The 25,873-nt window shown below is 46.1% G+C and carries 32 protein-coding genes; 4 read left to right on the forward strand and 28 right to left on the reverse strand.

Annotation, left to right across the window (positions count from 1 at the left end; genetic code table 11):
* Positions 1–90: 90 nt before the first annotated feature.
* Positions 91–1,185 carry an MBL fold metallo-hydrolase gene (locus tag AC58VC_RS03120; RefSeq protein ID WP_497367375.1) on the reverse strand — a complete coding sequence of 365 codons (1,095 nt, stop codon included), beginning with the start codon at positions 1,183–1,185 and terminating at the stop codon, positions 91–93.
* Between the two features lie 202 nt (positions 1,186–1,387).
* Here AC58VC_RS03120 and AC58VC_RS03125 point away from each other — a divergent pair, with 202 nt between their 5' ends.
* Entirely contained in the window at positions 1,388–1,480 is a 93-nt protein-coding gene (locus AC58VC_RS03125) for a YjcZ family sporulation protein (RefSeq protein ID WP_167053606.1), read from the forward strand.
* Positions 1,481–1,553: 73 nt separating this feature from the next.
* Here AC58VC_RS03125 and AC58VC_RS03130 read toward each other — a convergent pair whose 3' ends face one another.
* The 27 genes from AC58VC_RS03130 to AC58VC_RS03260 form a co-directional block, all read right to left on the reverse strand.
* Positions 1,554–1,847, reverse strand: coding sequence for a helix-turn-helix domain-containing protein (locus AC58VC_RS03130; RefSeq protein WP_497367376.1), 294 nt, complete (start codon positions 1,845–1,847; stop codon positions 1,554–1,556).
* Positions 1,848–1,892: 45 nt separating this feature from the next.
* On the reverse strand, positions 1,893–2,696 hold the full coding sequence (gene spo0A / locus AC58VC_RS03135; protein ID WP_497367377.1) for a sporulation transcription factor Spo0A: 804 nt from the start codon (positions 2,694–2,696) through the stop codon (positions 1,893–1,895).
* 233 nt (positions 2,697–2,929) lie between these two features.
* Positions 2,930–4,270, reverse strand: coding sequence for a SpoIVB peptidase (gene spoIVB / locus AC58VC_RS03140; protein ID WP_186456210.1), 1,341 nt, complete (start codon positions 4,268–4,270; stop codon positions 2,930–2,932).
* A 118-nt stretch (positions 4,271–4,388) separates the two neighbouring features.
* Complete coding sequence (recN, locus tag AC58VC_RS03145; RefSeq protein ID WP_497367378.1) at positions 4,389–6,119, reverse strand: DNA repair protein RecN; 1,731 nt, start codon at positions 6,117–6,119, stop codon at positions 4,389–4,391.
* 15 nt (positions 6,120–6,134) lie between these two features.
* Complete coding sequence (gene ahrC, locus AC58VC_RS03150; protein WP_145655440.1) at positions 6,135–6,584, reverse strand: transcriptional regulator AhrC/ArgR; 450 nt, start codon at positions 6,582–6,584, stop codon at positions 6,135–6,137.
* Between the two features lie 2 nt (positions 6,585–6,586).
* Entirely contained in the window at positions 6,587–7,039 is a 453-nt protein-coding gene (locus AC58VC_RS03155) for a hypothetical protein (protein ID WP_497367379.1), read from the reverse strand.
* 103 nt (positions 7,040–7,142) lie between these two features.
* Positions 7,143–7,976: a TlyA family RNA methyltransferase gene (locus AC58VC_RS03160; protein WP_497367380.1), complete on the reverse strand. Its 834-nt coding sequence runs from the start codon at positions 7,974–7,976 to the stop codon at positions 7,143–7,145.
* A 38-nt stretch (positions 7,977–8,014) separates the two neighbouring features.
* Entirely contained in the window at positions 8,015–9,901 is a 1,887-nt protein-coding gene (gene dxs, locus AC58VC_RS03165; RefSeq protein ID WP_497367381.1) for a 1-deoxy-D-xylulose-5-phosphate synthase, read from the reverse strand.
* A gap of 117 nt (positions 9,902–10,018) precedes the next feature.
* Positions 10,019–10,915 (reverse strand): polyprenyl synthetase family protein, encoded by an 897-nt coding sequence (locus AC58VC_RS03170; RefSeq protein WP_497367894.1) that lies wholly within the window; start codon positions 10,913–10,915, stop codon positions 10,019–10,021.
* A gap of 10 nt (positions 10,916–10,925) precedes the next feature.
* Positions 10,926–11,180 (reverse strand): exodeoxyribonuclease VII small subunit, encoded by a 255-nt coding sequence (xseB, locus tag AC58VC_RS03175; RefSeq protein ID WP_497367382.1) that lies wholly within the window; start codon positions 11,178–11,180, stop codon positions 10,926–10,928.
* Positions 11,167–12,537: an exodeoxyribonuclease VII large subunit gene (xseA, locus tag AC58VC_RS03180; protein ID WP_497367383.1), complete on the reverse strand. Its 1,371-nt coding sequence runs from the start codon at positions 12,535–12,537 to the stop codon at positions 11,167–11,169. Before xseA ends, xseB begins: the two co-directional genes overlap by 14 nt.
* 8 nt (positions 12,538–12,545) lie before the next feature.
* The gene (gene folD / locus AC58VC_RS03185) at positions 12,546–13,412 is read right to left on the reverse strand and encodes a bifunctional methylenetetrahydrofolate dehydrogenase/methenyltetrahydrofolate cyclohydrolase FolD (protein ID WP_497367384.1); all 867 of its coding nucleotides are present in this window, start codon (positions 13,410–13,412) and stop codon (positions 12,546–12,548) included.
* A 49-nt stretch (positions 13,413–13,461) separates the two neighbouring features.
* Positions 13,462–13,920, reverse strand: coding sequence for a transcription antitermination factor NusB (nusB, locus tag AC58VC_RS03190; RefSeq protein WP_497367385.1), 459 nt, complete (start codon positions 13,918–13,920; stop codon positions 13,462–13,464).
* Positions 13,921–14,084: 164 nt separating this feature from the next.
* Positions 14,085–14,312: a DUF2273 domain-containing protein gene (locus AC58VC_RS03195; protein WP_497367386.1), complete on the reverse strand. Its 228-nt coding sequence runs from the start codon at positions 14,310–14,312 to the stop codon at positions 14,085–14,087.
* Between the two features lie 14 nt (positions 14,313–14,326).
* Positions 14,327–14,887: an alkaline shock response membrane anchor protein AmaP gene (gene amaP / locus AC58VC_RS03200; RefSeq protein WP_497367387.1), complete on the reverse strand. Its 561-nt coding sequence runs from the start codon at positions 14,885–14,887 to the stop codon at positions 14,327–14,329.
* A gap of 88 nt (positions 14,888–14,975) precedes the next feature.
* A complete protein-coding gene (locus AC58VC_RS03205; RefSeq protein WP_127449647.1) occupies positions 14,976–15,389 on the reverse strand; it encodes an Asp23/Gls24 family envelope stress response protein in 414 nt (137 codons plus the stop codon).
* An 83-nt stretch (positions 15,390–15,472) separates the two neighbouring features.
* Positions 15,473–16,831, reverse strand: coding sequence for an acetyl-CoA carboxylase biotin carboxylase subunit (gene accC, locus AC58VC_RS03210; protein WP_497367388.1), 1,359 nt, complete (start codon positions 16,829–16,831; stop codon positions 15,473–15,475).
* A gap of 40 nt (positions 16,832–16,871) precedes the next feature.
* Positions 16,872–17,369 (reverse strand): acetyl-CoA carboxylase biotin carboxyl carrier protein, encoded by a 498-nt coding sequence (accB, locus tag AC58VC_RS03215; RefSeq protein WP_497367389.1) that lies wholly within the window; start codon positions 17,367–17,369, stop codon positions 16,872–16,874.
* A 156-nt stretch (positions 17,370–17,525) separates the two neighbouring features.
* Positions 17,526–18,293 carry a SpoIIIAH-like family protein gene (locus AC58VC_RS03220; protein WP_497367390.1) on the reverse strand — a complete coding sequence of 256 codons (768 nt, stop codon included), beginning with the start codon at positions 18,291–18,293 and terminating at the stop codon, positions 17,526–17,528.
* Positions 18,294–18,337: 44 nt separating this feature from the next.
* Positions 18,338–19,000, reverse strand: a complete 663-nt coding sequence (gene spoIIIAG / locus AC58VC_RS03225; RefSeq protein WP_497367391.1) for a stage III sporulation protein AG — start codon at positions 18,998–19,000, stop codon at positions 18,338–18,340.
* Positions 18,981–19,703 (reverse strand): stage III sporulation protein AF, encoded by a 723-nt coding sequence (gene spoIIIAF, locus AC58VC_RS03230; protein WP_497367392.1) that lies wholly within the window; start codon positions 19,701–19,703, stop codon positions 18,981–18,983. Before spoIIIAF ends, spoIIIAG begins: the two co-directional genes overlap by 20 nt.
* 13 nt (positions 19,704–19,716) lie before the next feature.
* Positions 19,717–20,916 (reverse strand): stage III sporulation protein AE, encoded by a 1,200-nt coding sequence (gene spoIIIAE / locus AC58VC_RS03235; RefSeq protein ID WP_497367393.1) that lies wholly within the window; start codon positions 20,914–20,916, stop codon positions 19,717–19,719.
* A gap of 24 nt (positions 20,917–20,940) precedes the next feature.
* Positions 20,941–21,330 (reverse strand): stage III sporulation protein AD, encoded by a 390-nt coding sequence (gene spoIIIAD, locus AC58VC_RS03240; protein ID WP_127449633.1) that lies wholly within the window; start codon positions 21,328–21,330, stop codon positions 20,941–20,943.
* 10 nt (positions 21,331–21,340) lie between these two features.
* Positions 21,341–21,544 (reverse strand): stage III sporulation protein AC, encoded by a 204-nt coding sequence (gene spoIIIAC / locus AC58VC_RS03245; RefSeq protein ID WP_029197158.1) that lies wholly within the window; start codon positions 21,542–21,544, stop codon positions 21,341–21,343.
* Positions 21,545–21,604: 60 nt separating this feature from the next.
* On the reverse strand, positions 21,605–22,123 hold the full coding sequence (gene spoIIIAB, locus AC58VC_RS03250; protein WP_497367394.1) for a stage III sporulation protein SpoIIIAB: 519 nt from the start codon (positions 22,121–22,123) through the stop codon (positions 21,605–21,607).
* Between the two features lie 6 nt (positions 22,124–22,129).
* Positions 22,130–23,113 carry a stage III sporulation protein AA gene (gene spoIIIAA / locus AC58VC_RS03255; RefSeq protein WP_497367395.1) on the reverse strand — a complete coding sequence of 328 codons (984 nt, stop codon included), beginning with the start codon at positions 23,111–23,113 and terminating at the stop codon, positions 22,130–22,132.
* A gap of 72 nt (positions 23,114–23,185) precedes the next feature.
* On the reverse strand, positions 23,186–23,449 hold the full coding sequence (locus tag AC58VC_RS03260) for a YqhV family protein (protein ID WP_161408395.1): 264 nt from the start codon (positions 23,447–23,449) through the stop codon (positions 23,186–23,188).
* A gap of 349 nt (positions 23,450–23,798) precedes the next feature.
* On the opposite strand from AC58VC_RS03260, the gene comA reads away from it, so the two are divergent.
* From comA to AC58VC_RS03275, 3 genes are read left to right on the forward strand one after another with little or no spacing between them, the layout of a single operon-like run.
* On the forward strand, positions 23,799–24,602 hold the full coding sequence (comA, locus tag AC58VC_RS03265; protein WP_497367396.1) for a phosphosulfolactate synthase: 804 nt from the start codon (positions 23,799–23,801) through the stop codon (positions 24,600–24,602).
* 3 nt (positions 24,603–24,605) lie between these two features.
* Positions 24,606–25,346 carry a 2-phosphosulfolactate phosphatase gene (locus AC58VC_RS03270; RefSeq protein WP_497367397.1) on the forward strand — a complete coding sequence of 247 codons (741 nt, stop codon included), beginning with the start codon at positions 24,606–24,608 and terminating at the stop codon, positions 25,344–25,346.
* Between the two features lie 57 nt (positions 25,347–25,403).
* Positions 25,404–25,868 carry a DUF441 domain-containing protein gene (locus tag AC58VC_RS03275; protein WP_497367398.1) on the forward strand — a complete coding sequence of 155 codons (465 nt, stop codon included), beginning with the start codon at positions 25,404–25,406 and terminating at the stop codon, positions 25,866–25,868.
* The last annotated feature ends 5 nt before the right edge of the window (positions 25,869–25,873 follow it).

Raw genomic sequence — 25,873 nt, forward strand, 5'->3', positions numbered from 1 at the left:
GATTATTCTACTCTCCTGATTACTTGTCTAAATCCTACCCATCATACCATGCTGAAAGCCTACTATCCAGTTTCTTACCATCTCTAGCGACTAACTCCGCATCTTCCACCAGGCAGTGGTCGGTATTTCTTCCGCATGTAGGCTAACGGTTTGACCAATTTTCGGCGTCGCGATACGAACGTGTTGTTGAGCTGCCGCCCTAACTGCTCGCTCCACTGGATCAAACCAATCATGCAACGCTAAGGTGAAAGCCCCCCAATGAATGGGAATGAGCAGCTTTCCTTTCACATCCATATGGGCTTGTACGGTCTCTTCCGGCAGCATGTGAATATCACCCCAACGTTCGTCGTATTGACCACATTCCATTAACGTTACATCGAAAGGTCCATACTTTTGGCCAATCGCTTTGAAGTGAGCGGAATACCCGCTGTCCCCGCTGAAAAAGACGTTAGCCTGCTCTCCTTTGATCACCCATGAGCACCATAGAGTAGCACCGCGGTCTGTCATGCTTCTTCCTGAAAAATGCGTAGCCGGTGTACATGCAAATGTCAGTCCATCATAGGTGAACTCATCCCACCAGTCGTATTCCGCGATTTTTTCTGGCGGCACACCCCATCTTTCCAGATGGCCTCCGACCCCAAGCGGGACCAGAAACTTATTTACTTTGTGCTTAATTTTCAGAATTGATCCGTAATCCAAATGATCGTAATGATCATGAGATAACACGACAGCATCAATGACGGGCAGCTCCGCGACTTCAAAAGGCAAACCGCCGCTGTATCTCCCTTTTCCGAACCAAGGAAAAGGCGAAGGTGCTCTGCCAAACATAGGATCCAGCAAAAGCGCCTTACCATCGATTGTCAGCAAGGACGCTGAATGGCCGAACCAGGTAACTTTCGTTTCGGCATCCTTTTGCAGAAGAGGGACATCCATGACTAAGGGTGTGGCAGGTCGACGATTAGGAGCACTTTTGGTAAACTCACGCAAAATGCCCAACGTCGTTTTTAAGTTCATCTCCATCATCGTCGGAACCGGATTTTGGAATTTTCCTTGCACATATTGGGGAGAGCGTGATAATTTCTGTGCTTTCTCTTGGGAAGGTTGTCGCCCAAATACCGGATATCCGTACATAAATAGAACAATGACAACAATAAGCCCCACAACAATCGCTAATGTTAATAACAACTTCTTCGCAGCCTCCAGCTTTACCTTACGGTGATTAGTATGTTTTGACTTAGATGTATAACGTAAATTTGCAAGTTTGGTTCCAACTTTTTTTGCGATTCGGGACATTAGCACAATCCGTCTTATCGCCCAAGCATTATTTTAAAAATAGTCATAAGCTATCTCGAAACACAAACCAAATCTCAGTTGGAGGTTGATTCGGATGAGTTGTGGAACTGGTGGGTATACTTCTTCAGCAGCAATCTTGGTACTTTTCATTTTGCTGGTAATCATCACTAGCGCATTTGTTTGGTAATTAACATTACGGAAAGGCTACCTACCTGATAGGTAGTCTTTCTGGCATTCCACCTCTAACTTTCACTAATAATCTAATTCACAGCGGGCTCGCTGGTGATTAATTCATATAGATCATTTACTTCACAACCCAAAGTATCAGCAATAGAAATTGCCGACTTCAGTGGCATGATACGTTTGTTTTCCACGAAATCAGAGAGTTTCTCCGGCTTATAGTGCAAGGCCTGTGCTAAGTCCTCCATCGACATTCCCGAATCTTGCAAACGCTCACTAAGCAGACATCTACCGAGTTCATATTTCATTGCTAAAGTCCTCCACTCCACATCGTTGTAATAAACAATAAAACCCAATAAACCAAAATGGTTCATTGGGCCTTTATGTGGTTATTAAGATTTATAAAGATTCTAACTGTCTCAAGAAACCTTATGCTCAATTCTGAGCTTATCTGCCACCATCGCGATAAATTCCGAGTTTGTCGGCTTAGATTTCGAGATATTAATCGTGTAGCCAAAAATAAAGGAAATGCTGTCGATGTTGCCGCGCGTCCAAGCGACTTCAATCGCGTGACGAATTGCGCGCTCAACGCGGCTAGGCGTTGTTTTGTACTTCTCAGCGATAGCTGGGTAAAGCGTCTTGGTGATCGCGCCTAAAATTTCGATGTTATTGTATACCATCGTAATCGCTTCGCGGAGATATTGATAACCTTTAATATGCGCTGGAACGCCGATTTCATGTATGATGCTTGTGATATTCGCGTCCAAATTTTTTCCTTTTGGCATATGCACGACATTTGCTCGTGACGATGAAGAGGAAGAGGTTGTCGCATTTGTTTGATTGTTGCCAACCAGTTGACGAATTCGATTCGTCAATGTTTCCATGTCAAAAGGCTTTAGTATGTAATAAGAAGCTCCATGTTGTACAGCTTTTTGCGTGATGTTCTCCTGACCGAAAGCTGTAAGCATAATAATTTTAGGTTGTGCAGGTAGATTCATTTCCCTCATTTTTTCGAGAACGCCCAAACCGTCCAAATGAGGCATAATAATATCTAAAATGAGTACGTCTGGTAATTCACGTTGTTGTTCGAGAAAGCGAAGGACTTCATTACCGTTATACGCGACCCCTACAATTTCCATATCCTCTTGCTCACCAATGAACTCGGATAATAAATGGGTAAACTCTCGGTTATCGTCGGCTAGTAATACTTGAATTTTTTGCAACGTAAAATCCTCCTTTAGCTACTGGGCAGGTTTGGTTATTTCTCTCTTAAGAAAGGTATTCGACACCCCAACTTAAATTCCTTCTGTCGAATATTATTTTTCTTTTCTTTTATTTCACTTTCTTATATAATAATATATTTATCTTCTGCATACTACATTTTTCGACAAATTCAAAGTAAAACGGATATTCCTTTGTAGAATCCAGTAAAAATAAAACAAAGAACCAAAGGCTGTTAGCTCGCCTTTGATTCTTTGAAAGTCGCTCCGTTAGAGGGTCTAAGGATAATCCCTGAGTCTTGCAGCATCCACTCGATAAAACAGCCATAGCCGCTTGTAGGATCATTAACAAACACATGCGTTACAGCGCCTATGAGTTTCCCATTTTGAATAATTGGGCTGCCGCTCATCCCTTGCACAATCCCGCCTGTTTTATCTAACAAACGAGGATCTGTGATTTTGATGACCATACCTTTTGTTCCAGGCGTGTCCTGTTTAGATACGTGAACAACTTGGATATCGAACTTCTCAACTTTCTGGCCTTCGACTACGGTATAAATTTGTGCTGGACCTTCCTTCACTTCTTCAGCGAAAGCAACAGGAATCGCTTCTTTGTCCAAGCTGTGGTCGGGAGCAGCGTACATTTTGCCGAAGATACCGAAAGCTGTGTTTCGTTCGATATTGCCAATCACTTTACTGTCTTTGTAAAGAGTAGCATGCTTTTCACCGGGATCACCGTTGTGGCTTTTGGATATCGAGGTCACATTTGAGTACACAATATCCCCGTCACCTACGATAATTGGCGTCTGAGTATCCATATCCGTAATGACATGCCCTAGAGCACCATATACACCCTGATCAGGCGCATAGAAGGTCAGAGTGCCAACGCCCGCCGCTGAGTCGCGAATATATAACCCTAAACGATAAGACTTGTCTACAACATCATAAACAGGTTGAAGTTTAACTGAGATCTCTTCGTTGTTGCGAAGGATTTTGAGATCCAGAGGCGTTTTGCTTTCGCCAGATTTGGCAACCAGGTCTGCAACCTTACTGACATCCTTCGAATCCTTCCCATTGATTTTGGTAATCAGATCACCAACTTGAATCTTTGCTTCTTCACCAGGTGAAACTTTTTGGTCTGGGGCAACAGTTACCAAGTGATGACCTACCACCAGAATGCCGGCTGACTTAATCTTCACACCGATGGTTTGGCCACCTGGAATGACTTTTAAATCAGGCACGACATTCACTTTCACCGTTTTAATGGGAATTGCGCCGAATAGCTTGAGCTTCATTTCTGTTTGCCCAGAGTGATCGGATTGTAGTGAAATGGGTTCGTTCAGATTAACTTGAAATGAGTGCTGAGCATTGCCATTTACTTTCACAATGTCCGTGTCTTTGACAGTCACTTGAGCGCTAACGGGCATCGTTAATTGTAGCTGCTTCCCTTGGCCGCTAAATAAGCGGAGTTCCTGGGGGAAGGAGGCAAAACTTTGAAAAGGCGGAGACAAACTTACCATACAAACGAAGAAGACGAGCAGGAGTCCGAACAATCTTTTCCTTTTGCTGGATTGCAATATCTTCACGCTCCCTCACACATCCTTAGGCCCTGACGAACTGCGTCGTCAAATGCGTACCTATAAGTTAACCCCACTCCCCCTGTTTTATAACTGAAAATGATGACTATCTATACTTTCATACCCTTGCTTTCTTATTTCTTGCCATGGTAAGCATTTCCCCTGCGTGATGCAGCGTCGTTTCCGTGACTTCGACCCCTCCGAGCATCCGCGCCAATTCTTCAATTCGTCCAGAATCCGGCATATCTTGCACCCGTGTAAACGTCCTGTCCTGATCTACTTCTTTGCGGATATAGAAATGCACATCAGCGAAGCTGGCGACCTGCGGTAAATGGGTAATCGAGAAGACTTGACAGCTGTCTGACAAATTAGACATTTTCTCTGCTATCGCTTGAGCCGCTCGCCCGCTCACCCCTGTATCAACTTCATCGAAGACGAGTACAGGAATCTGATCAATACGCGCAAAAATAGTTTTCATGGCGAGCATGATCCGCGACAATTCCCCGCCTGAAGCGATCTTGCTTAGCCCGCGAAGCGGTTCGCCTGGATTGGGCGCCATTAGGAATTCGATATGATCAATCCCCTGACGGGAAAATTTCACTTTCTTTCCTTCGACTTCAATCCCGTTACGCTCGTCAAGCACTTGCTCGACTTGGACGCGGAACTGCGTACGCTCCATCTGCAGATCTCGAAGCTCATGCTCAATCTGAACGGCCAACTGCTGAGCAATTCCGCGGCGCAAATTGGAGAGATCAAGCGCAGCGACACCCAATTGCTTTTCCAAGGCAGCCAGCTTCTCTTCAATTTTGCGAATATGCTCGTCCTTATTTTCGATGGTATCGACTTCCGTTTTTATTTTCTCCAAGTAGGTAAGGATCTCTTTTATATTCTCTCCATATTTTCGGCGAAGAGACGTGATTGTATCCAATCTTTGTTCAATAAAATCCAAACGTGAAGGGTTGAACTCAATACCTTCTCGATAATCGCGGAGTTGGTAGGCGGCATCCTCAAGCTGATAGTAGGCAGATTGCGCTTGTTCAAGCAATGGCGTTAGATTAGCAGGATCCAATTGGACGATATCTTGAATTTTGGAAACTGCTTTACCAGCAGCATCTAAACCGCGGTTCGTTGCGTAAAGAAAATCATAAGCATCTGAAGTACTTTGGTACAGTCTTTCCGCGTTTGCCAGCTTGCGCTTCTCTTCGGCCAGCGTTTCGTCCTCGCCCGTCTTCAGCTTCGCGGCTGATATCTCATCGATTTGGAAACGATATAAATCCAACATCTGAAGCGCTTGTTTACTCGTTTCCTGAAGCTCCCGTAAATCTTTATGTAACTTCATATATTCGTCATAAGTAGATTGATAGATTTTTTTTGCTGCTGCAATTTCCGCATCTCCGAACAAATCAAGTGAATGGATGTGCTCTTCATCGTTGAGCAGCGATTGATGCTCATGCTGTCCATGAATATTAACGAGCCATTCGCCCGTTTGACGAAGCATCGTTAGGTTCACAAGCTGCCCGTTAATGCGGCTGGAGCTCTTCCCAGTAGCCGTAATTTCCCGGCGGATAAGCAGATGCTCGCTGGGATCCGCTTGAATACCGAGCTCTGTCAGCGTGGCCCAAACCGGATGGTTGCTCGGGAGCTCAAACATCGCTTCAATCTCTGCTTTGTCTGCTCCATAACGGACCAAGTCGGAAGAGCCTCTACCGCCAACAATAAGCGTTAACGCATCAATGATGATTGATTTCCCTGCGCCTGTTTCCCCCGTAAGGACATGAAACCCCATTTTAAAACGGATATGCACATGTTCAATAACCGCCAAATTACGAATCGATAATTCTGTAAGCATGTATTCCTCCTGGCTTTAAGATAATAAGGACATAACTTCGTTTACAAAAGTAACGCTTTTCTCTTTGCCGCGGCAAATCACTAGAATCGTATCATCACCGCAAATGGTTCCCATGACACCTTCCCACTCCAGATTATCAATTAGTGCACAGATTGTGTTTGCAGTGCCCGGCAGACACTTCATGACAACAAGATTATCCGTACTATCAATACTCACAAAATGGTCGCTGAGCGCTCTACGCAGCCTTTGCATAGGGTTAAAACGTTGATCTGCCGGCATGGAATATTTATATCTCCCGTCATCTAACGGGATTTTAATGAGGTGAAGCTCCTTAATATCTCGGGAAACCGTCGCCTGTGTAACGTGAAAACCAGCTGCCCGCAGGGACTCCACTAACTCATCTTGCGTCTCAATTTCGTGATTCGTAATGATTTCCCTAATTTTTACATGCCTTTGACCTTTCATGCCTACACCTCTATATGGAATGTGATTTTTTTGATTTTATTCATGGCCATATCGACATAAAGCACCCCGTCAGCCTCCGGGTAAATAAGACTGTAAGCCAGCAGCATATCGCGAATAGAGCTGCCTGTCATTTCAAGCGGTTTGCGTTCCTTGGCTACTTTAACCAGGTAAATGCGTTCATCCTTCTGGACAAAATAGTCAATAAATAGCCTGCTTTCCAGCTGCTCTTTATCGTTCAAGGTCATAGAGATTGGAATTTTGGTTTTACCAGCCAACACGTCAAAGCCGGCGCCTTCCAGCAGCTCAACAACTTCATCCTGAGGAATTTCTGAATGTTTTGGAATTCTGATTCGTTTTTTCGTTGGCCCGTCTAACCACCTCTGAAATCGAAAAAAAAGAAAGCCTATACCTACAATCAGGATCAACAAAATGACTGTGACATCGCCTCTCTCCATGTCCCTCACCTCGCCATAGTATTCGCGGATATTGACCGGAAATCCTTTTTATGAAGTGAAAAAACCCATCTCTGGGCCGCAAAAAGGGTGCTCAAAGATGAGTTTATTTGCCATGCAATTTTTGTGCTTCTTTGACAGTAAGGGCAATGAGGTCTTTCAGCGAAGCAGCGTCTGCAAGCGTGGCATCATCCTTCGAATCGCTTGACCAGTAAGCTAGAAATTCAATATTTCCTTCCCCACCCGTAATAGGTGAGTACGTTAAACCTTTCAAACGAAAACCAAGTTCTTCAGCAAAAGTCAGCACCGTGGTCAACACTTCAATATGTACGTCAGGATCACGTACAACGCCAGATTTGCCCACTTTCTCTCGGCCCGCTTCAAACTGGGGTTTAATAAGTGCAACAACGGCTCCCTCGTTCAATAAGATTTCTTTAAGGGGAGGTAAAATAATGCGCAAAGAAATAAAAGAGACATCAATACTGGCAAATGTAGGCCGCGGGCCGTTCAAATCCTCCATTGTGGTATAACGGAAGTTCGTTCTCTCCATCACTTGAACGCGCTCATCATTGCGAAGCGACCAGTCCAATTGATTGTATCCTACATCAACAGCGTAAACCTTAGCTGCCCCGTTCTGCAGCGCACAATCTGTAAACCCGCCTGTTGATGCGCCAATATCCACCATCACTGCGCCAGTTAGATTGATTTCGAATTGCTTTAACGCTTTTTCCAGCTTAAGACCGCCTCTGCTCACATAAGGATGAAGCGCTCCTTTCACTTTCAGCACAGCTTTCCGACTGATCTTCATCCCCGCTTTATCTGCGGGTTCTTCATCAGCAAAAACAAGGCCTGCCATAATGGCGGCCTTTGCTTTTTCCCTGCTTTCAAAATAGCCTTGTTCCAAAAGTAATAAATCCAATCGTTCTTTATCCGATGACATTGTGTTTGTCTTTACTCCTATTCGTAGCGTTGCAGCGTTTAGGCTCGTTGTCTTTTGCGAGGTACGAGCTTCTTCACTTCGGCAATTAAATTGTGTGCAGTAAGTCCGACCTCTTCACGTTGTTCCTTCACCGATCCATGCTCAACAAAGTAATCAGGAATCCCCATCACATTAACATGTAATCCTGTGAAGTGATTAGCTGCAAAAAACTCCATGACAGCACTGCCAAAACCGCCTTGAATCGCGCCTTCTTCCATCGTGATGATCGGAATCGATTCATTCGCCAATTGGCGCAAATACACTTCATCCAGCGGTTTAATGAAGCGAGCGTTCACAACGCGAAGTTTGATGCCTTCTTTTGCTAATTGCTCGGAAGCTTCTTCAGCAACCTGGACCATAGGGCCAACCGCCAATACAACGGCATAATCGCCATCACGCAGCGTTTCCCAAGTTCCAATCGGAATTGCTTTTGGCGCCTCATCAAGGTTTGCCCCGACTCCGCTATTCCGAGGATAACGATACGCGATTGGGCCTTCATCATATTCAAGCGCCGTCTGCATCATATCTTGTAATTCCTTCTCATCCTTCGGCATCATCAACACCATGTTAGGCAACGAGCGCAAGAAGGCAATATCGTATACGCCTTGATGAGTTTCACCATCAGGTCCTACAAAACCGGCACGGTCAATGGCAAAAGCCACATTCAGCTTCGGACGGCAAATATCATGGACAACTTGATCGTATGCTCTTTGTAGGAAGGTGGAATAGACGGCAAATACCGGCTTTAATCCTTCACTAGCTAAGCCTGCGCATAAAGTAGCCGCATGCTGCTCCGCAATCCCAACGTCGATCATGCGGCTTGGGAATTGCTTCGCGAACTTAAGCAAGCCTGATCCCCCTGGCATCGCAGGCGTAACCGCCACGATACGGGCATCCTGTTCAGCCAGCTGAATCAATGTGTTACCAAAAACCTCTGTATACATCGGAGGTCCAACTGATTTAAGCACTTGGCCAGACTCAATCTTGTAAGGGCCTGGGCCGTGCCAGCTGTGGGAGTCTTGCTCAGCGGGCGTGTAACCCTTCCCTTTTGTTGTGACGACGTGCACCAAAACAGGTCCAACGACTTTCTCTGCTTGCTTCAAGGTATCCAATAAAACAGGCAAGTTATGTCCATCTACTGGACCGATATAGGTAAAGCCTAACTCTTCAAACCAAACTCCGTTCAAAACAAAATATTTGAGACTGTCCTTCAGCTTCTCCGCTGTTTTTGCCAACGTGCCGCCAATGGCAGGTATTTTCTTAAGTAAATGTTCAACTTCTTCTTTCGCCTTCAAATAATGACGATCCGAACGGATCTTGCTCAAATAATTATGAATCGCCCCGACGTTGGGCGCAATGGACATTTCATTGTCATTCAGAATGACCATAATATTTTTCTTCTCATGACCAATATGATTCATGGCTTCCAGCGCCATGCCGCCTGTAATAGCACCGTCACCGATAATGGCAACGACTTTGTTGTGTTCGCCTTTCAAATCGCGCGCCATGGCCATACCCATCGCTGCGGATAAAGAGGTACTGCTGTGTCCGGCTTCCCAGACATCATGTTCACTTTCAGATCGCTTGATAAACCCACACAAGCCTTTGTACTTACGCAATGTATCAAACTTATCCTTGCGGCCTGTCAAAATCTTGTGTACATACGCCTGATGACCCACATCAAATAGCAATTTATCATAGGGGCTGTGGAACAAGGTATGTAGTGCGATGGTGAGCTCAACCACACCTAAGTTCGAGGACAGATGTCCACCTGTAACGGATAACTTTTCGATCAGAAATTGACGGATTTCACCAGCCAATACCTCAAGCTCCGCCATGGATAACCGTTTCAAATCCTCAGGTCGATTGATTTGTTCGAGCAGCACGCTTGTTTCCTCACTTTCAATGTGAAAATACTGAGATTCATTTCACCATTATATCATAGTTTTGGGCAAATCGTGAAAATCCACCCCGGGTAACAACAAAATATGTAAAATTAACCTTTAATGATCTCTTTGCATTAAATAATCAGCAAGCTGGAACAGCCTCTCCGGATTCGCAAATCCGCCTTGCAGAAGCGCTTTTTTGGCTTGCTCGGTCAATTCCTTAACCTTCATCTCCGAAGCTTCGAGCCCTATAAAATAAGGGTAAGTCACCTTTTGTTGTTTCTCATCACTCTTCACCGGTTTGCCAAGCTTGGTCTCATCCCCGATAATATCCAAAATATCATCCTGAATTTGAAAAGCAAGTCCGATCGCATTCCCGAATTCACTTAATGCAGCTAACTGCCCCGTTGTAGCGCCGGCAATATGCGCGCCCGCTCTTAATGAAAATACGATGAGATCACTCGTTTTATGTAGATGGATGAACTCTAATTCCTCAAGTTTCGTTAAGCCTTGTTCTCCAAGCATGTCAGCTGCCTGACCGCCAACCATTCCCCTTGCACCAGCATATGAAGCAAGCTCTTCTGTGATTGCCAGCACTCGTTCCGCTGGAATGCCGTGAACTTTGTGAGCTTGCGTGATGCTGTAGAAGGAATGTGTCAGCAGTGCATCTCCTGCCAGGATCGCCATGGCTTCCCCATATACTTTGTGATTCGTCAGTTTACCTCTGCGGTAATCATCATCATCCATCGCAGGGAGATCATCATGAATCAATGAGTACGTATGTACCATCTCGATTGCTAGTGCTACGGGCATTGCCGCTGCTTGAGATCCCCCGAGTGCCTCAGCTGCTGCAAGCACCAGAATAGGCCGCAGCCGTTTGCCGCCAGCCATCAGGGAATAGTTCATAGACTCACGCAGTGAAGCTGGAACATTCCACTGCGCTGGGAGTGCTTGTATTAATGCTGCTTCGACCATTTCAGCATTCGAAGCAATATATTCACGAATCGTGGACATTGTCTTCAACCTAATTCCCCTTATCTTCCAAGACAGGTTGGAAAGGCTTTCTGCTTACAGTGCCTGTTTCCCCTTCAACCAGCATCTCAATTTTCTTCTCGACTTGCTCGAGTTTCACACCGCACAAGTGAGAGAGCCTCACGCCTTCTTGATAAAGCTCAATCGCTTTCTCCAGAGGCACGTCACCGCTTTCCAATTGCGCCACAATGCGCTCTAACTGCTCAATTGCCAGTTCAAAGCTTACTTCCGTTTCATTCGTTGACATTATGGTTCTCCTCCATCCCCGATACTTGGCAGTCCAATCTGCCATCCTTGAGGCGAATCTTCACATGGTCCCCAACCTTCACTTGGGTAACAGATCGAATGAGGACCTGGTCCTCCTCGTCATACGCCAAGCTGTAACCGCGCTGCATGACCTTCAGCGGGCTGAGGGCGTCCAGATGACGGACGCTGGCTTGCCACTCCTGCTTCTTCGCACGCAGGAGGGTCTGCATGGCCGTGAGCATCTGCCGCCCCGAGGTATCGAGGCGCCGCCTTGCGAACACGGCCTGCTCTTTGGGGTTGAAGCTGCTGAGCGTGCGCTCCAGCTTCATGTGCCGTTCCGCCAGCCGCTGAACGCGCTGGCGCATCCGGTAACCGAGCTGCTCCGCCAGCCGGTCGAGCCTTTCCGCAGGCTGCATCAGCAGCTGCCTGCGAGGGTTCGTTAGGAACGGCGAGCGCTTCGCGCGCTCCAGCCGTTCCTGCTTGCGGCGCAGCTGCTGCAGCAGCCCGTAATGCAGGCGCTGCGCCTGCTGCGATAGCTGCTGCTTCAGCTCGGCGCGGCTAGGGACGGCGAGCTCTGCCGCCGCCGTAGGCGTCGGCGCTCTCAGATCGGCGACGAAGTCCGCGATCGTGAAGTCCGTCTCGTGGCCGACGGCCGAGATGACAGGAATCGCGGAGGCTGCAATAGCCCGCGCCACGACTTCCTCGTTGAACGCCCACAGCTCCTCCAGTGAGCCGCCTCCGCGGCCCACGATGAGCACGTCGGCTTCACCGAGCCTGTTCATCGCTTCGATCGCTTTGACGATCGAAGGAGCTGCCCCTGTCCCCTGTACCAGTACGGGGTACAGGAGGATTTGCACCGACGGAAAGCGCCGCTGAAGCGTGATGATGACATCACGGATAGCGGCCCCCGTCGGGGAGGTGATCACGCCGATCGCGCGTGGAAACCGAGGAATCGGTTTTTTGCGCTCCGCCGCGAACAGCCCTTCCGTTTCGAGCTTTTTTTTCAGCTGCTCGAAAGCCAAATACAAACTGCCGATGCCATCCGGCTGCATCGCCGTCACATAGAACTGGTAGGCTCCGTCACGTTCATACACGGATATATTACCTCGGGCAATTACCTTGGTGCCCTCTTTTGGAATAAATCCTAGCCTCTGGTTATGAGAGGCGAACATGATGCTCTTCAGTCTGCCGTCGGCATCCTTCAGCGTAAAATACATATGGCCGCTGGAATGATGAGTAAAGTTAGAAATTTCCCCTCGCACCCATACATCCTGAAGGCGATTGTCGCCTTCAAGCAGCATTTTGATATAACGGTTTAAATCCTTGACAGAAAAAATCTTCGTCTCGTTTTTACCCATAAGCTCAGTTAAACACTCACATTCACTTTAGCGGCGCGACTTGCAGCATCCACCGTATTGCGAAGCAGCATCGTAATTGTCATCGGCCCTACACAACCCGGAACCGGTGTAATTGCGCTTGCTATTTCTTTTACCGCTTCGAAATCGACATCTCCGGTCAACTTGCCGTCTGCAGGACGATTCATGCCCACATCAATGACAACTGCGCCTGGTTTTACGTGATGTGCTTTAATTAAATGCGCTTTACCTACGGCAACAACGAGAATATCGGCTTGCTTCGTGATTTCTTCCATATTCGGAGTGCGTGAATGAACAATAGAAACAGTTGCATGCTCACGGAGCAATAACATCGCCATTGGTTTTCCAACAATATTGCTTCTTCCAACGACAACAGCATGTTTGCCAGCGATCTCTACCCCTGTACGTTTCAAAATTTCGATAACCCCATGAGGTGTACAAGGCTTCATACCGTCTTTACCGATCATTAAATTACCAACATTCACTGGGTGAAAGCAATCCACGTCTTTCAATGGGTCGATCTCATCAACAACAGCTTCTTCATCAATATGTTTAGGCAGGGGTGATTGCACAAGAATGCCATTAATTTTGTTGTCGCTATTAAATTTGTGAATGAGTGCGATTAATTCTTGCTGAGTCGTAGCTTCAGGCAGACGGTGGACTTCTGAATATATGCCTACGTCGTCGCATGCTTTAGCTTTATTTCTGACATAAACTTGCGAAGCCGGGTCTTCCCCCACGATAACAACCACAAGACCTGGTTGATGGCCATTCGCTGTAAGCGCTGCAGCATCTGCCCGAATTTCCTCACGAATAGAACTTACCAATTCTTTTCCATTAATAACTTGTGCAGACATGTTTTTTCCCCCTAAAAATGTTGTGAACATCATCTTCGTAAGCTGTTAATTAAGTTGGTGTGACCTTGCTTTTCAATTCTTCGACTTCTTTGATCATTTTACCAAGAACACCGTTGACGAATTTTCCGGACTCATCCGTGCCATAGTGCTTAGCCAAATCGATCGCTTCATTCACGACAACTTTCGGTGGAACATCGTCTCTGTACAGCATTTCGTAAACAGCCAAACGCAGCACTTCACGATCAATGCGTGACAGCCTGTCCATTGCCCAGCCTTTTAAATATTCTTCAAGCAGCTCATCAATTCTAACTTTATTGCTATATGTGCCCTCGACCAGCTCAATAATATAAGCTGAATTAATTTTTTCCCCTTTGATATCCAATTCTGTTTCATTGTCATTTTCCGCTTCGTGAACGGAGATTTGGACAGCTTCCTGAGGGGTAGCCTCATTCATCTGGATTTGGTATAAACTTTGTACGGCAATTTCTCGTGCAACCCTGCGTTTCATTTTGTTCCTCCTAAGAGTTTTGCTTTAGCAAAACTGTCTTCGTAAGCATAAACATTTGAGTTTTGCTTTAGCAAAACTGACTTCGTCCTTTTAAGCTCTTTTTGTTAGTATACGTCATAATGGAGCCAATCCAAACAAAAAAATCCATGGATGTACCAGGGATTTTAGCGAAACATTCTCCATTTTTGCGTGAGATAGCGCCAAATGTCTTCAAGCGTGACGAAATTTTCCTTGCGATCCAATTTATTCCCAATGTAAAAACCGACCATAACAATGAATCCAAAGATCAACATATCCCAAAATCCAAAAAACAAATAAATGAAGCCGAAGAAAATGCCTGCTGCCACTCCGATCACTTTGCCCCTATGGGACTCCCACAATTCATTCCACATGAGTGGGTTCACCTCTATTCGACTCGGCTTTTAAACGTTGGGGCTGATTGCACGATATTTGCTACGAATACGGTTACGGAAGCTACAGGAATGCCGGTAATGTCCTCTATGTAACTTTTCACAGTACTTTGCATCTCTTCCGTGAGCTCAGGAATCGAACTTTCCCCATCCACAACGGTTCTGAGCGTAATTTCAAGACCTGATTGATTCACTCTTACACGTGCGCGCAGGTCTTTGGCACCTTTCGTACGACCAGCAGCTTTCAACGATAAATTCTCGACGGTTTCCATGGAAATACGAATATCACCAAAATCCGTGCGTTGGTCAATCGATGGCGCTTGAGCGCGGCCGCGGCGAAGCGTTAGAATGAGGAACCGAATAGAAATCAATAGCATGATCAAGCTAATAATGATGGCCGGATATGCATAGTTCTTCTCGAAATAGAAATTATGTAACGTTTGACCTGCTTGTTCTAGAGGGATCCAGCTTGATGCTGTGAACAATACAAGGATAGATGCAACGAAAATAATTAGGCTATAGAGTAGCAGCAAGAGCCTGTCCACAATTTTACCCACGTAAGCTTGTCCCCTTCCTATAGTTAGAGGAAACCCCCTGCATGCTGTAGGGGGTTTCAATGATCCATATGGATGCAGCAATTCCGCCTTATTTCACTCGACCAGCAGCTGCTGTTTCTTCTTCAACCGGTTTTTCTGCCTGTTTAAAATGAACATCATGAATATGAACATTAACCTCAACGACGCTAAGTCCTGTCATTGATTCAATTGCGTGCTTCACATTCTGTTGAATGGCGCTAGCAACTTCCGGAATGCGATTACCATATTCAATAATGATGGAGACGTCAATGGCAGCTTCACGTTGTCCGACTTCTACCTTTACGCCTTTGGACAAGTTCTTGCGTCCAAGCAATTCAGCAATGCCGCCAGCAAGTCCACCACTCATCCCCGCTACTCCTTGCACTTCCACCGTTGCCAAACCGGCAATGATTTCAATAACCTCGGGGGCAATTTGGATGCTGCCCATGTCTGTTTTGACGTAATCCGGAGCGATTGTGCTCATTGTGGCACCTCCTAAGAATTTTTGGATAAGCCATCCTTAATTTATTACTATAGCATTTTGCCAAAAATATGACAAATGATTATCTACGAGTCTGCATCGTTCACATCATGCTCTTCCAAGAATTTAATATCATGGTCGCCCTTGATAAACTTCTTGTGTTCGAGCAGCTTCAGATGAAACGGAATCGTTGTGTTGACACCATCAACCGCAAACTCCGTGAGCGCTCTTTTCATGCGGGCAATCGCTTCTTCGCGCGTACTTCCCCAGACGATAAGTTTGGCGATCATAGAATCATAGTGTGGAGGAATCGTGTAACCCGGATAAACGGCGCTGTCCACACGAACACCGAAACCGCCTGGCGGCAAGTAGAATTTCACTTGACCTGCTGAAGGCATGAAGTTCCGGTTCGGATCTTCAGCGTTCACACGGCATTCAATTGCCCATCCGTTGATACGAACATCGTCTTGTGAGAAGGATAACGGATTGCCTTCAGCAACGCGAATCATCTCTTGGATAATGTCGATACCTGTAATCATTTCTGTTACGGGATGCTCAACTTGAATTCTCGTGTTCATTTCCATGAAGTAGAAGTTACCGTCAGGTCCTAGTAGGAACTCTAATGTGCCAGCACCTGAATAATCAACTGCTTTGGCTGCACGAACGGCTGCCTGCCCCATCGCAGCACGCGTTTCAGGCGTTAAGATCGGACAAGGTGCTTCTTCTACGAGCTTTTGTCTGCGGCGCTGAACGGAGCAATCACGTTCACCCAAGTGAACAACGTTGCCATGTTTGTCCGCTAAAATTTGAATCTCAACATGCTTCATGCCAGTCAAAAATTTTTCCAAATAAATACCAGCATTCCCGAAAGCATTTTGGGCTTCTTGTTGTGCAGCCGTAATTTGGGAGACAAGCGTATCTTCGTTCTCCGCAATACGAATCCCTTTACCACCGCCGCCAGCTGTCGCCTTAATGATAACTGGGTAGCCAATATCCCTAGCGATGACGATTGCGTCGTCTACGTTTTCAACCAACCCGTCAGATCCTGGAATGATTGGTACTCGCGCATCTTTCATCGTTTGTTTGGCAACCGCCTTGTCACCCATACGGCTAATGGCGTCAGGTGATGGACCGATGAACGTAATATTGCAGCTTTCGCAAATTTCTGCGAAGTCGGCGTTTTCCGCTAAAAATCCATAACCGGGATGAATGGCATCACATTCTGTTAGTGTGGCAACACTCATCAGGTTCGTGAAGTTCAAGTAGCTGTCCTTGGACGCAGTCGGACCAATACAATAGGCTTCATCAGCAAGTCGCACATGCAGCGCTTCACGATCTGCTTCCGAATAAACAGCCACTGTATAGATGCCCATCTCACGGCAAGCTCTGATAATACGAACAGCTATTTCTCCTCGGTTCGCTATTAGGATTTTATGAAATTTCATTAATTTTCCTCCTAAGAGTTTTCCGTTAGCAAATACTAACTTACTCCGGTCTCACCAAAAATAAAGGTTGTCCGTACTCAACAAGTTGACCGTTTTCAACGAGTACTTCAACGATTTCACCTTTGATTTCAGCTTCAATCTCATTCATCAATTTCATAGCTTCAACAATACACACAACAGTTTTATCGCCTACTTTTTGACCAACACTTGCGAAAGGAGCAGCGCCAGGAGAAGCAGACTGATAGAAAGTTCCTACCATCGGTGAGACGATCTTATGTAAAGATGAGTCCTCTTGCTTAGCATGTCCAGTAGTCGCAGGTACAGAAGTTTCCAAAGCTGCAGTTGTTACTGCATGAGGAACACTTGCTTGACCGATCGGAGCATATGTGTGTTGAACTGGTGCTGTTACGTATACAGGCTCTGATTTATTCGGCTTGCGAATAGACAGGCGAGCACCTTCATTTTCAATTTCAAGTTCTTGTAAAGAGGATTGATCGACGAGTTTTATTAACTCTTTGATTTCACTCAATTTGAACATTCATGTCACTCCTTCAAAGTTGGTGAACCAGTAAAAAATGCGGTTTCATAGCCGCAACGTATGTATTATACCCATAAACGCAAGAAATGGAAAGAGTCCAGTTTTGCCTGGACCCTTTCCTGTGCCCTCCCTTGCAGGGTTGACAGCTCTTTTAAACTATGGACGAACGTATTGAATTTTGATATTTTCTGGAGTCGCACCAAGCTCTTTGACAACCATATCAACGATTGTAACCCCTTGGCTTTTCTCCAATTTATCGCTTTGAACCGTCACTTTCCATTTGTTTCCTTCTTGATTAACGATCGCTTGAGGGAAGTCTTTCATCAGCACATCTTGCAGATTTTCAACTTTATCTTGAACATCTGTCAATTTGGATAAATCATTCGTTGCTTTAGCGACAGCTTCAGGTGACTTTTTCGTATCGATGATAATTTCCATCAAATCGGAGGAGGCTTTGGCGAAATATTCACTTTGTTTCATTTGCTCACTCGTGAAGAAGTCGCTGGCTGATGTTGTTTTGGCTTGCTCTTCCATTTGTTTCAGTACTTGATCGTCTGTTTTCACTTCTGTTTTTGCGTCTACTTTCACGTCTGTTTTAGCATCCGTTTTAACATCCGTTTTAACATCTGTTTTCGCGTCAGTTTTCACGTCAGTTTTCACGTCTGTTTTTGTTGAATCTTGCGGCGTGACTGCTTTCGTGTCGACTTTTGCATCCGTGCCAGTTGTTGCTTTTACATCTGTTTTTGCAGCATTTGCAGTGTCGACCTGTGCCATATCAATCTTCACTTCTTGGCTCTGTTTCGTCGTTTCCGTCGATGCCAGATCGAGTTTATTCACATCCTCAGTGAACAAGTAATACGCGGATAACACCACCATCAAGCTAAGCATTGATACGAGCCAAATTGTTTGTCTTTTTGCGTTCATTTTATATTCCTCCTCAATTTTGATTACCAATTGGATTTATTGATTTATTCCCCAGTTTTCCGGGGTAAAATGGAGATACGATTCACTGGGACATCAAGTCCACGCTCGACGGCTTCCGAAATCATTTTCTTCACCGTCAAATTTTCAGCGCCTTTCGCGACTACGATGACGCCTCTGATCTTTGGTTTGATATATTTGAGCACAAGCGGTTTCTGGTCGCCTGACACTTGATAGATAACCACTTCACCGCTTCGCGTGACCTGGGATATATTCCTAGTCGCCCCGCCATTGTCGCGTTCTGTCGTCATTTGCTGGTTATCATTGTAATTTTTGTCGACGGTCATTTCCTCCGTTGACTCAATTGTGACCAGTACTTCAACATCGCCAACACCAACGATTTTTTGTAAAATTTCTTTGAGCTGCGACTGATACGCCAGTTCATATTCGTGAAAGGTCGAGTTTTCCTTGGATGTATTATTGAGAAATGTTTCTTTACTGGGAGGCGGAGAGGCTCTGCCCGCAGTGATGGGATCAACTTCTTTTACAGTCATAAATGCATTCATAATCATCAGCGCCGCTCCCATGAGTCCGATCATTATGACCCATAGGAGTGTATTCTTACGTTTCGGTCCTCCCGGACCTCCGCCGAATTTGTTCTCCATCCATTGCAGCAATGTTCCCATCGATTCACCTCGCAATCCTTCCATTCCCTTGTTCAACTTGGATATCAATGCGTGCAGGTTCAACCAACCAATTGCGCGTAATGCCTTGTTTCAGCCGTTCAACTTCCTGCTCGTAAGGTACTGCAGCCTGAGCCGATGCTGTTGTGTCTTTCTCATTCGCTTTAATTCTTATCGGATCAATGGGCTTAACCGGTTCCATGACAGCGATACTTTTGGTCCCAGGAGCAGGACTTGACTTGCTTTTGACTTCTATATCATCAAGGGTGACCCTGACTTTCGTTATGGCAGGCTTCCCATTATTGTCAATCTGTGCGACTACCTGAACGTCTTGGACAGTTAGATCTGTCTGTTTCTGAATATCCTCTTTCATCAGTCCAGCGAGCTGCGCCTGGATCATCTGCTGTGACTGCTCTTGACCCGCTGCTTGGAGCTTCTGAGCATCCTTCGTAATCACATCGAGTGATTTCATCCATGGACTTCCTCCGCTCCCGCTAGCCAGCATCGTCTTTTCGTTTTGCTGCTGTTCCGCTTGAGTTAACAACTGATCTACATCCCAATCTTTCTGAAACAACTGCAAGACAGGTGTTAAAAGAGTTAACAGGATGAATAAGCTCATGACCGTTTTTACATAGCGCTGCATGGTGTTGCTGGGAAGTAGAAGATCAACGAAAGTGGCCAGCATGATGACCATGATGACCGTCCTCAGCCATCCGCCTAACCAATCCATAGCGATACTCCTTTCATCGCATCATCACCGAGACATTACTAATCGTAATCATGATCGTTAAAGCTAGAAAGAACATTAAACTGACAGCAGCCAGAGCAGCGAAAACGTAAATCAAGCTTTTTCCAATCGTCTGCAAGCAAGCAATGATCGGGCTGTCTCCTAAGGGCTGCATAACCGCTGCAGATAAGTTGTAGATAAAAGCTAAAGTCAAAATCTTGATCGCTGGGAACGCGCACAGCATGATGAGAATGACAACTCCGACAAGACCGATCGCATTTTTCACGAGCAACGACGCGCCTATGACCGTCTCCGTTGCATCGGAGAATAATCGCCCTACCACGGGGACGAAGTTCCCTGTGATGTATTTGGCTGTTCGGATGGCTACGCCATCTCGCACAGCACCGGCACTCCCTTGTATTGAAATGACGCCGAGGAAAACAGTGACGAAGACCCCAAGCATGCTAAGACTGATCGTTCGAAGCAGGTTCGCCAGCTGGGTGACCTTGTATTTCTCACTTAGCGAGCTCACAATGTGCAGAACAGCCGAAAAGAACAACAGCGGGAAGACAAACACATAAATTGCCGTGCCCACCGAATGAATCATGAAAACAATGAGTGGGTGCAAGATGGCTACTGAGGTTACATTTCCCATAGAAGCTAGCAGCGTTAGCAGCAATGGCATGATTGCAATCATGAACTCGATCATCGATGTAATTGCGGTTTTGGCATACCCTATGGCCACACTGAAGGAATTGATTGCGATAATAATCAAGACCATGTACGTAATGGAGTAGCCGAGCCTGCTTACCGTATTTCTCTCAAAAGAACTCTGCAGCGTTTCAAGAATCATACTGAAAATCGTCAGAATCACGATTGAAGCGAGCAGCTTGCCGTTAATGATGATTTCATGGAACACGTAGCGTAAAAGTCCTTTGAAAATGCTTTTCATGCTAATGCCTTTGGTACCCAAGAGCAGTTCCATGAAGGTTGGCGTCTTGCTTTCGGGAAAGTAGCCGCCGTAATCTTTCATGAGCTTATCCCAATATTGCTCGACTGGCTCCGTATTCAAGTGCTCGGCTTGTTCCTTGATAATAGCTTCTGTCGGGGATTCAGCTGTCGTGAAGTTCGACATGCCGAGCCACAATGCCATTGTCATGATGAACAAGATGATCCAGCGGTTGTTCAGCTTCTGGTGCGAATAAAGTAGGTTCATTTGAGTCACTCCTAAATGGATCATCTAAGCAGGGAGCAGCTTAACGACAGTCTCAATGATGACGGTAATGATCGGGATCGCCATCACCATAATGAGCACTTTCCCAGAGAGTTCGATCTTGGAGGCAATGGATTCTTGTCCGGCATCTCGCACGATTTGTGCGCCGAACTCAGCAATGTAGGCGACACCGATAATTTTCAGGATCGTTTTGAGAAACACCATATTGATATTTGATTTTTGCGCTAAATCTTCAAGCACCTGGATGACACTGGAGATTTTGCCGATCAGAAACAAGAAAATCATGATGCCTGTAAAGGCGGCCAGCAAGAACGCAAACATGGGTTTCTGCTCTTTGATGATGAGCGTAAGTATTGTAACGATGAGCCCCAGGCCTACAATCTGGATGATTTCCATACGGCGCACCTCATTGGAATAGGAAGATCGTTTTGATTTCTTTAAACAAATGATCGAGCATGCTGACAACCATGAAGAGCACGACCACGAAGCCAATGACCGTGACCCAGTGTGCCATATCCTCTTTCCCCATTTGCTTGAGCACCGAATGGATCATCGCGATGATGATGCCGATGCCGGCAATCTGGAAAATGGCATTCACATCTACGTTCATTCCAGGCACCTCACTCTGTTGACAAGGAACTACTGCCATAGGGCAAGTCCCCTGCTTCCCTTAATACATCAAAATTACGATTAGTGCTCCGATAAGGACACCTAGGCTTTTCCACATTTTTTCGTAACGCCTTTGATCTTCCCTGGACTCTGTTTCTTCTGCCTGAAGCTGGGAGATAGCGAGCCGCAAATGCTTGATTTGATCACTGCGATCCGTCACGCCTAGTACAGACCCAAGCTGCAGTACGACCTCTTGCTCGGCTTGTTTCATCGATGTTCTTCCCCATACATCCTTAACGCTTCTATGCCAAATATCACGAGTTGATGTCCCATCATTCGCTAACAACCGCTCCGATGTTAATCGAAACAAAGAGGAAAGAGGTTCAGCAACTTGCTTGCCAAGAGAGGAGAATGCTTCAGGCAGTGGTGTAAGGGCGTATGTGATCTCTGTCTCCATGCGTCCAAGCGCAGAGATCAGCATCCGGATTTGTTTAGGGCGCCTAACATAATGAGCAGCTTGCAGAAAGCCATACAAGGTGGCGGCACTGATAATGAGCACTCCGCCAACGAATTTCAGCATCTTTCATCATCCTTTACGTGCAGGATAGAGTTCCAATGGTTTCCCCAGTCGATCCAATATGCGAAATGCAGCAGGCTCGCCTTTTCTTCGGTGGAGAATGACATATCTCGTAAATACACCCTCTTCCAAAAGCTGCTTCAGTACAGGCCTCATGCGAACATCCTCATAATCGGCACCATGCGCGGTTGCAACGACGCGAATCCCCGTGTGGATAGCCTCGTGGATCGCTGCTGCGTCTTCTGGACGGCCGATTTCATCGACGACCAGCACATCTGGCGATAAGGAGCGGATCATCATCATCATGCCTTCCGCTTTGGGACAGCCATCCATTACATCTGTTCTCGGCCCTAGATCGAATCTAGGCACACCTTTGACACATGCCGCCAATTCCGAGCGTTCATCAACTACACCTACCTTCTTGCCTGCCGTCCCCAGACCGCTTACTCCCCACTCTCCGCGGCTGATGAGCCTGGCCATGTCACGAATCAGGGTTGTCTTCCCTTGCTGCGGCGGTGATATGACAAGCGTATGATGTATGCTTCTCAGAATCGGGTCGTAGAGATGTGGCAGCACCTGCCTGCCCACCCCTTGAATCTCGCGAGCAATCCGAATGTTGAAAGAGCTAACATCGCGAATCTGCTTGACATCCCCTTGATCTAACACCGTACGCCCAGCTAGTCCTACTCGATGGCCGCCGACAATCGTGATATAGCCTCTTCGCAGTTCTTCTTCATGGGTGTACATGGAATGGTTCGTTAACATCTCCAGCAAGGTCAGACAGTCTTGACGAGTTGGCTTGTACGCCCGTTCTTCCCCAGTTACCAATTGACCTCTCTCATCAACAAAAGCGTATCCGTCACCCCAGATTAGCTCGAAGGGCCGTGATTCTCTCACCCTAATTTCCTCAACGCTAGCTTGTACGTCCGGAGGCAAACCGGAGAGTAGAATCCGAAGCGTCTGAGGAAGAATGTGCATGATCGTATCGTGCATAGAGAGACATCCCTCCAAGTTGTCCAGTCTTCTATATTCATTTCTATGCTTAATAGAAAGAAATATGACCGATTACTTTTTTAAAATACCAATGAATAGACAGCTTACTCCCGCAATGACCCAGAGCATCTTGCCGTAGGAAAGTTTCTCTGCTATCCCTACCAAACCTATCGTCGTAGTAGCTAGTAGTACTAGAGGACCTACTAGAGCGAGCGTAGAGTTCACTAGCAGCGCTTTCTCCACCGTTGCCAGTCTCAGCATGACGATGGCTGCGATGATCTCCATGCTCCCTGACATCATCCTTAGCGACGCCATGGTTAGGACAATTTTGTTCATGTGCTTTCTACTCCTTTCTTAAAAAGAAGAGCTCTTTTGAACCTTGGCAAAGTAACTCTGCGAAGCGATTTTATAAAAAGCCGGAAGAGCGACTTTTGCAAATCTGTTCCAACCAACCAAATAAATTCAAGAAGGAACAGATTTGCAATGGAGCCTGGAGGTTTTTATAAAATTGCGGAGCACACTAGCGTAACTTTAACGCTCAGCCAAGGTTCAACGGCAGCTCACTCTTTTTACCCTACCTTATGCGGGCTCGTCTGATTTTAGGCATGATGGGCACCACCATTTGCCCAGATGCATATGCTGTACACATAATTGAACCTTCAAAGGACAGTGAGGAGAAATACCGATGGAAGTTACCTCTTATTTGAACTGGAATCCCGTTCTGGCCGACCCCACAGGACAAAGGCAGGCCAAACCTAGAACGCTGGGTAAAACAATGGTCATGGATAAAGGCTTAGGGCCACATGCATTTGAAGATTTGCTTGCCGTGGGCAGCAGTCATCTGGATATGATCAAACTCGGCTTCGGCACATCTCCTCTGTATCCGCAGCACGTGCTGAAAAGCAAAATTAACTCTGCCAAGGAGCATGGAATTTGCATCTATCCAGGAGGAACGTTTCTCGAAGTTGCTATCACACAGCAAGCAGTGAATTCCTATTTCAATATGATTATTGCACTCGGATTTAACGGAGTTGAAATATCCAATGGAACCATTGATTTCGACCGTAAGCTCAGAAATGAGTTGATAGCGCGCGGGCTAGACGAAGGATTAGAGGTCATAACGGAATATGGTAAAAAGGGCTGGGGTTCCGCCATCGAATTAGAGGAATTGATTGAAACCGTCATGTTAGACACAGAATTCGGAGCTTCACTAGTAACCATTGAAGCTCGTGAATCTGGTATGGGTGTTGGGATTTTTGATTCACAGGGGAAATGTAAGGATGAGGAAGTGGGTCAAGTGCTCTCCGCCGTTTCCGGGCAGCAGCTTCTATGGGAAGCGCCGCTTAAAAGTCAACAGGTGCATTTGATTAGCATGCTTGGATCAGATATCCATTTGGGCAATATCTCACCGGATGAGCTTATCGCTTTGGAAGCATTGCGCAGAGGACTGCGTTCCGATACGTTGTCCTTAGGTACCAGAAAGGAATAAAAGATGCATATCGAGGTTGTCGCCAACATCGGCGAAGCAAGAAGTGACGATTTTCTTCATAAAACCGTCATAGTCGTTGATGTTATCCGTGCAACTAGCACGATCATCACCGCATTGATTAACGGTTGCAAAGCCATTGTTCCAGTGGATACCGTGCTGAGAGCCAAAGAACTGCAACAAGAGGGTGATCTGCTTGGAGGGGAACGCTTTTGCAAGAAAATCCCCGGTTTCGATTTCGGTAATTCACCATTGGAATATACCAAGGAAGCTGTACAAGGCAAACGCGTGATTCTAACTACAACGAACGGCACTAGAGGCATCCAAAAAGCGTTAAAAGCCGATCAAGTGTTAGCAGGCTCTTTCTTAAATAGCAAAGCTTGCGCAGCGGCAGCGATTGCCTTCAAAAGGGACACTGTCATTCTATGTGCAGGGACTCAGGACGTCTTCTCCTTAGAGGATGGACTTTGTGCCGGGCATATTCTTGAGGAGCTGGTCTTGGCTTTAGGAGAGAAGCAGGTAGCAACCAATGATTTCGGTTTAGCTATGCGTGGATGCTATTTGCAAGCTCAAAACACGTTATACGATACACTGCTATCCTCCAGTAATGGGAAAAAGATGTGCAAGTCTGGATTCATGACGGATATCGAAGCCTGCGCGAAAACAAATATTACGGATCAAGTCCCTATCCTTGAACGTGATCAAATGGTGCTGCTGCAACGTAGTTCAGGACGTCCTGCGTTCTAAATACAAGCCCCTCTCATAAACTAAGATGGAAAGTTATGAGGGCGAGGGGTTTTGATTATGAATGGCAATATAATCTTAGTTACACTCATTGTTATTGGACTCATTGGCCGTTCGCCAATTATTACAACAGCTTCTTGCATGCTGCTTGCCTTGAAGCTAGTCGGATTAATGCGGTACTTTCCGGCCATGGAACGAAGAGGCTTAGAGCTTGGGCTACTCTTTCTGACGATTGGTGTCCTTGTGCCGTTTGCCAGCGAACGCATCACTGTGAAAGACATCTTGTCGGTATTTACCTCTTGGCCAGGAATTATTGCGCTTCTAGGCGGAGCGATTGCAACGTATATGAACGGAAAAGGGTTGGAGCTATTAAAAATAGACCCACAATTAATTGTGGGTCTTGTCATTGGTTCCATATTTGGCATTATCTTTATGCGCGGAATTCCGGTGGGCCCTTTAATGGCAGCCGGAATTACAGCTTTTTTATTAAAAGTTGCTTATTTTATATCGGACAAATTCAGTTAAATCCG

It is taken from the genome of Paenibacillus sp. J22R67, assembly GCF_059692175.1.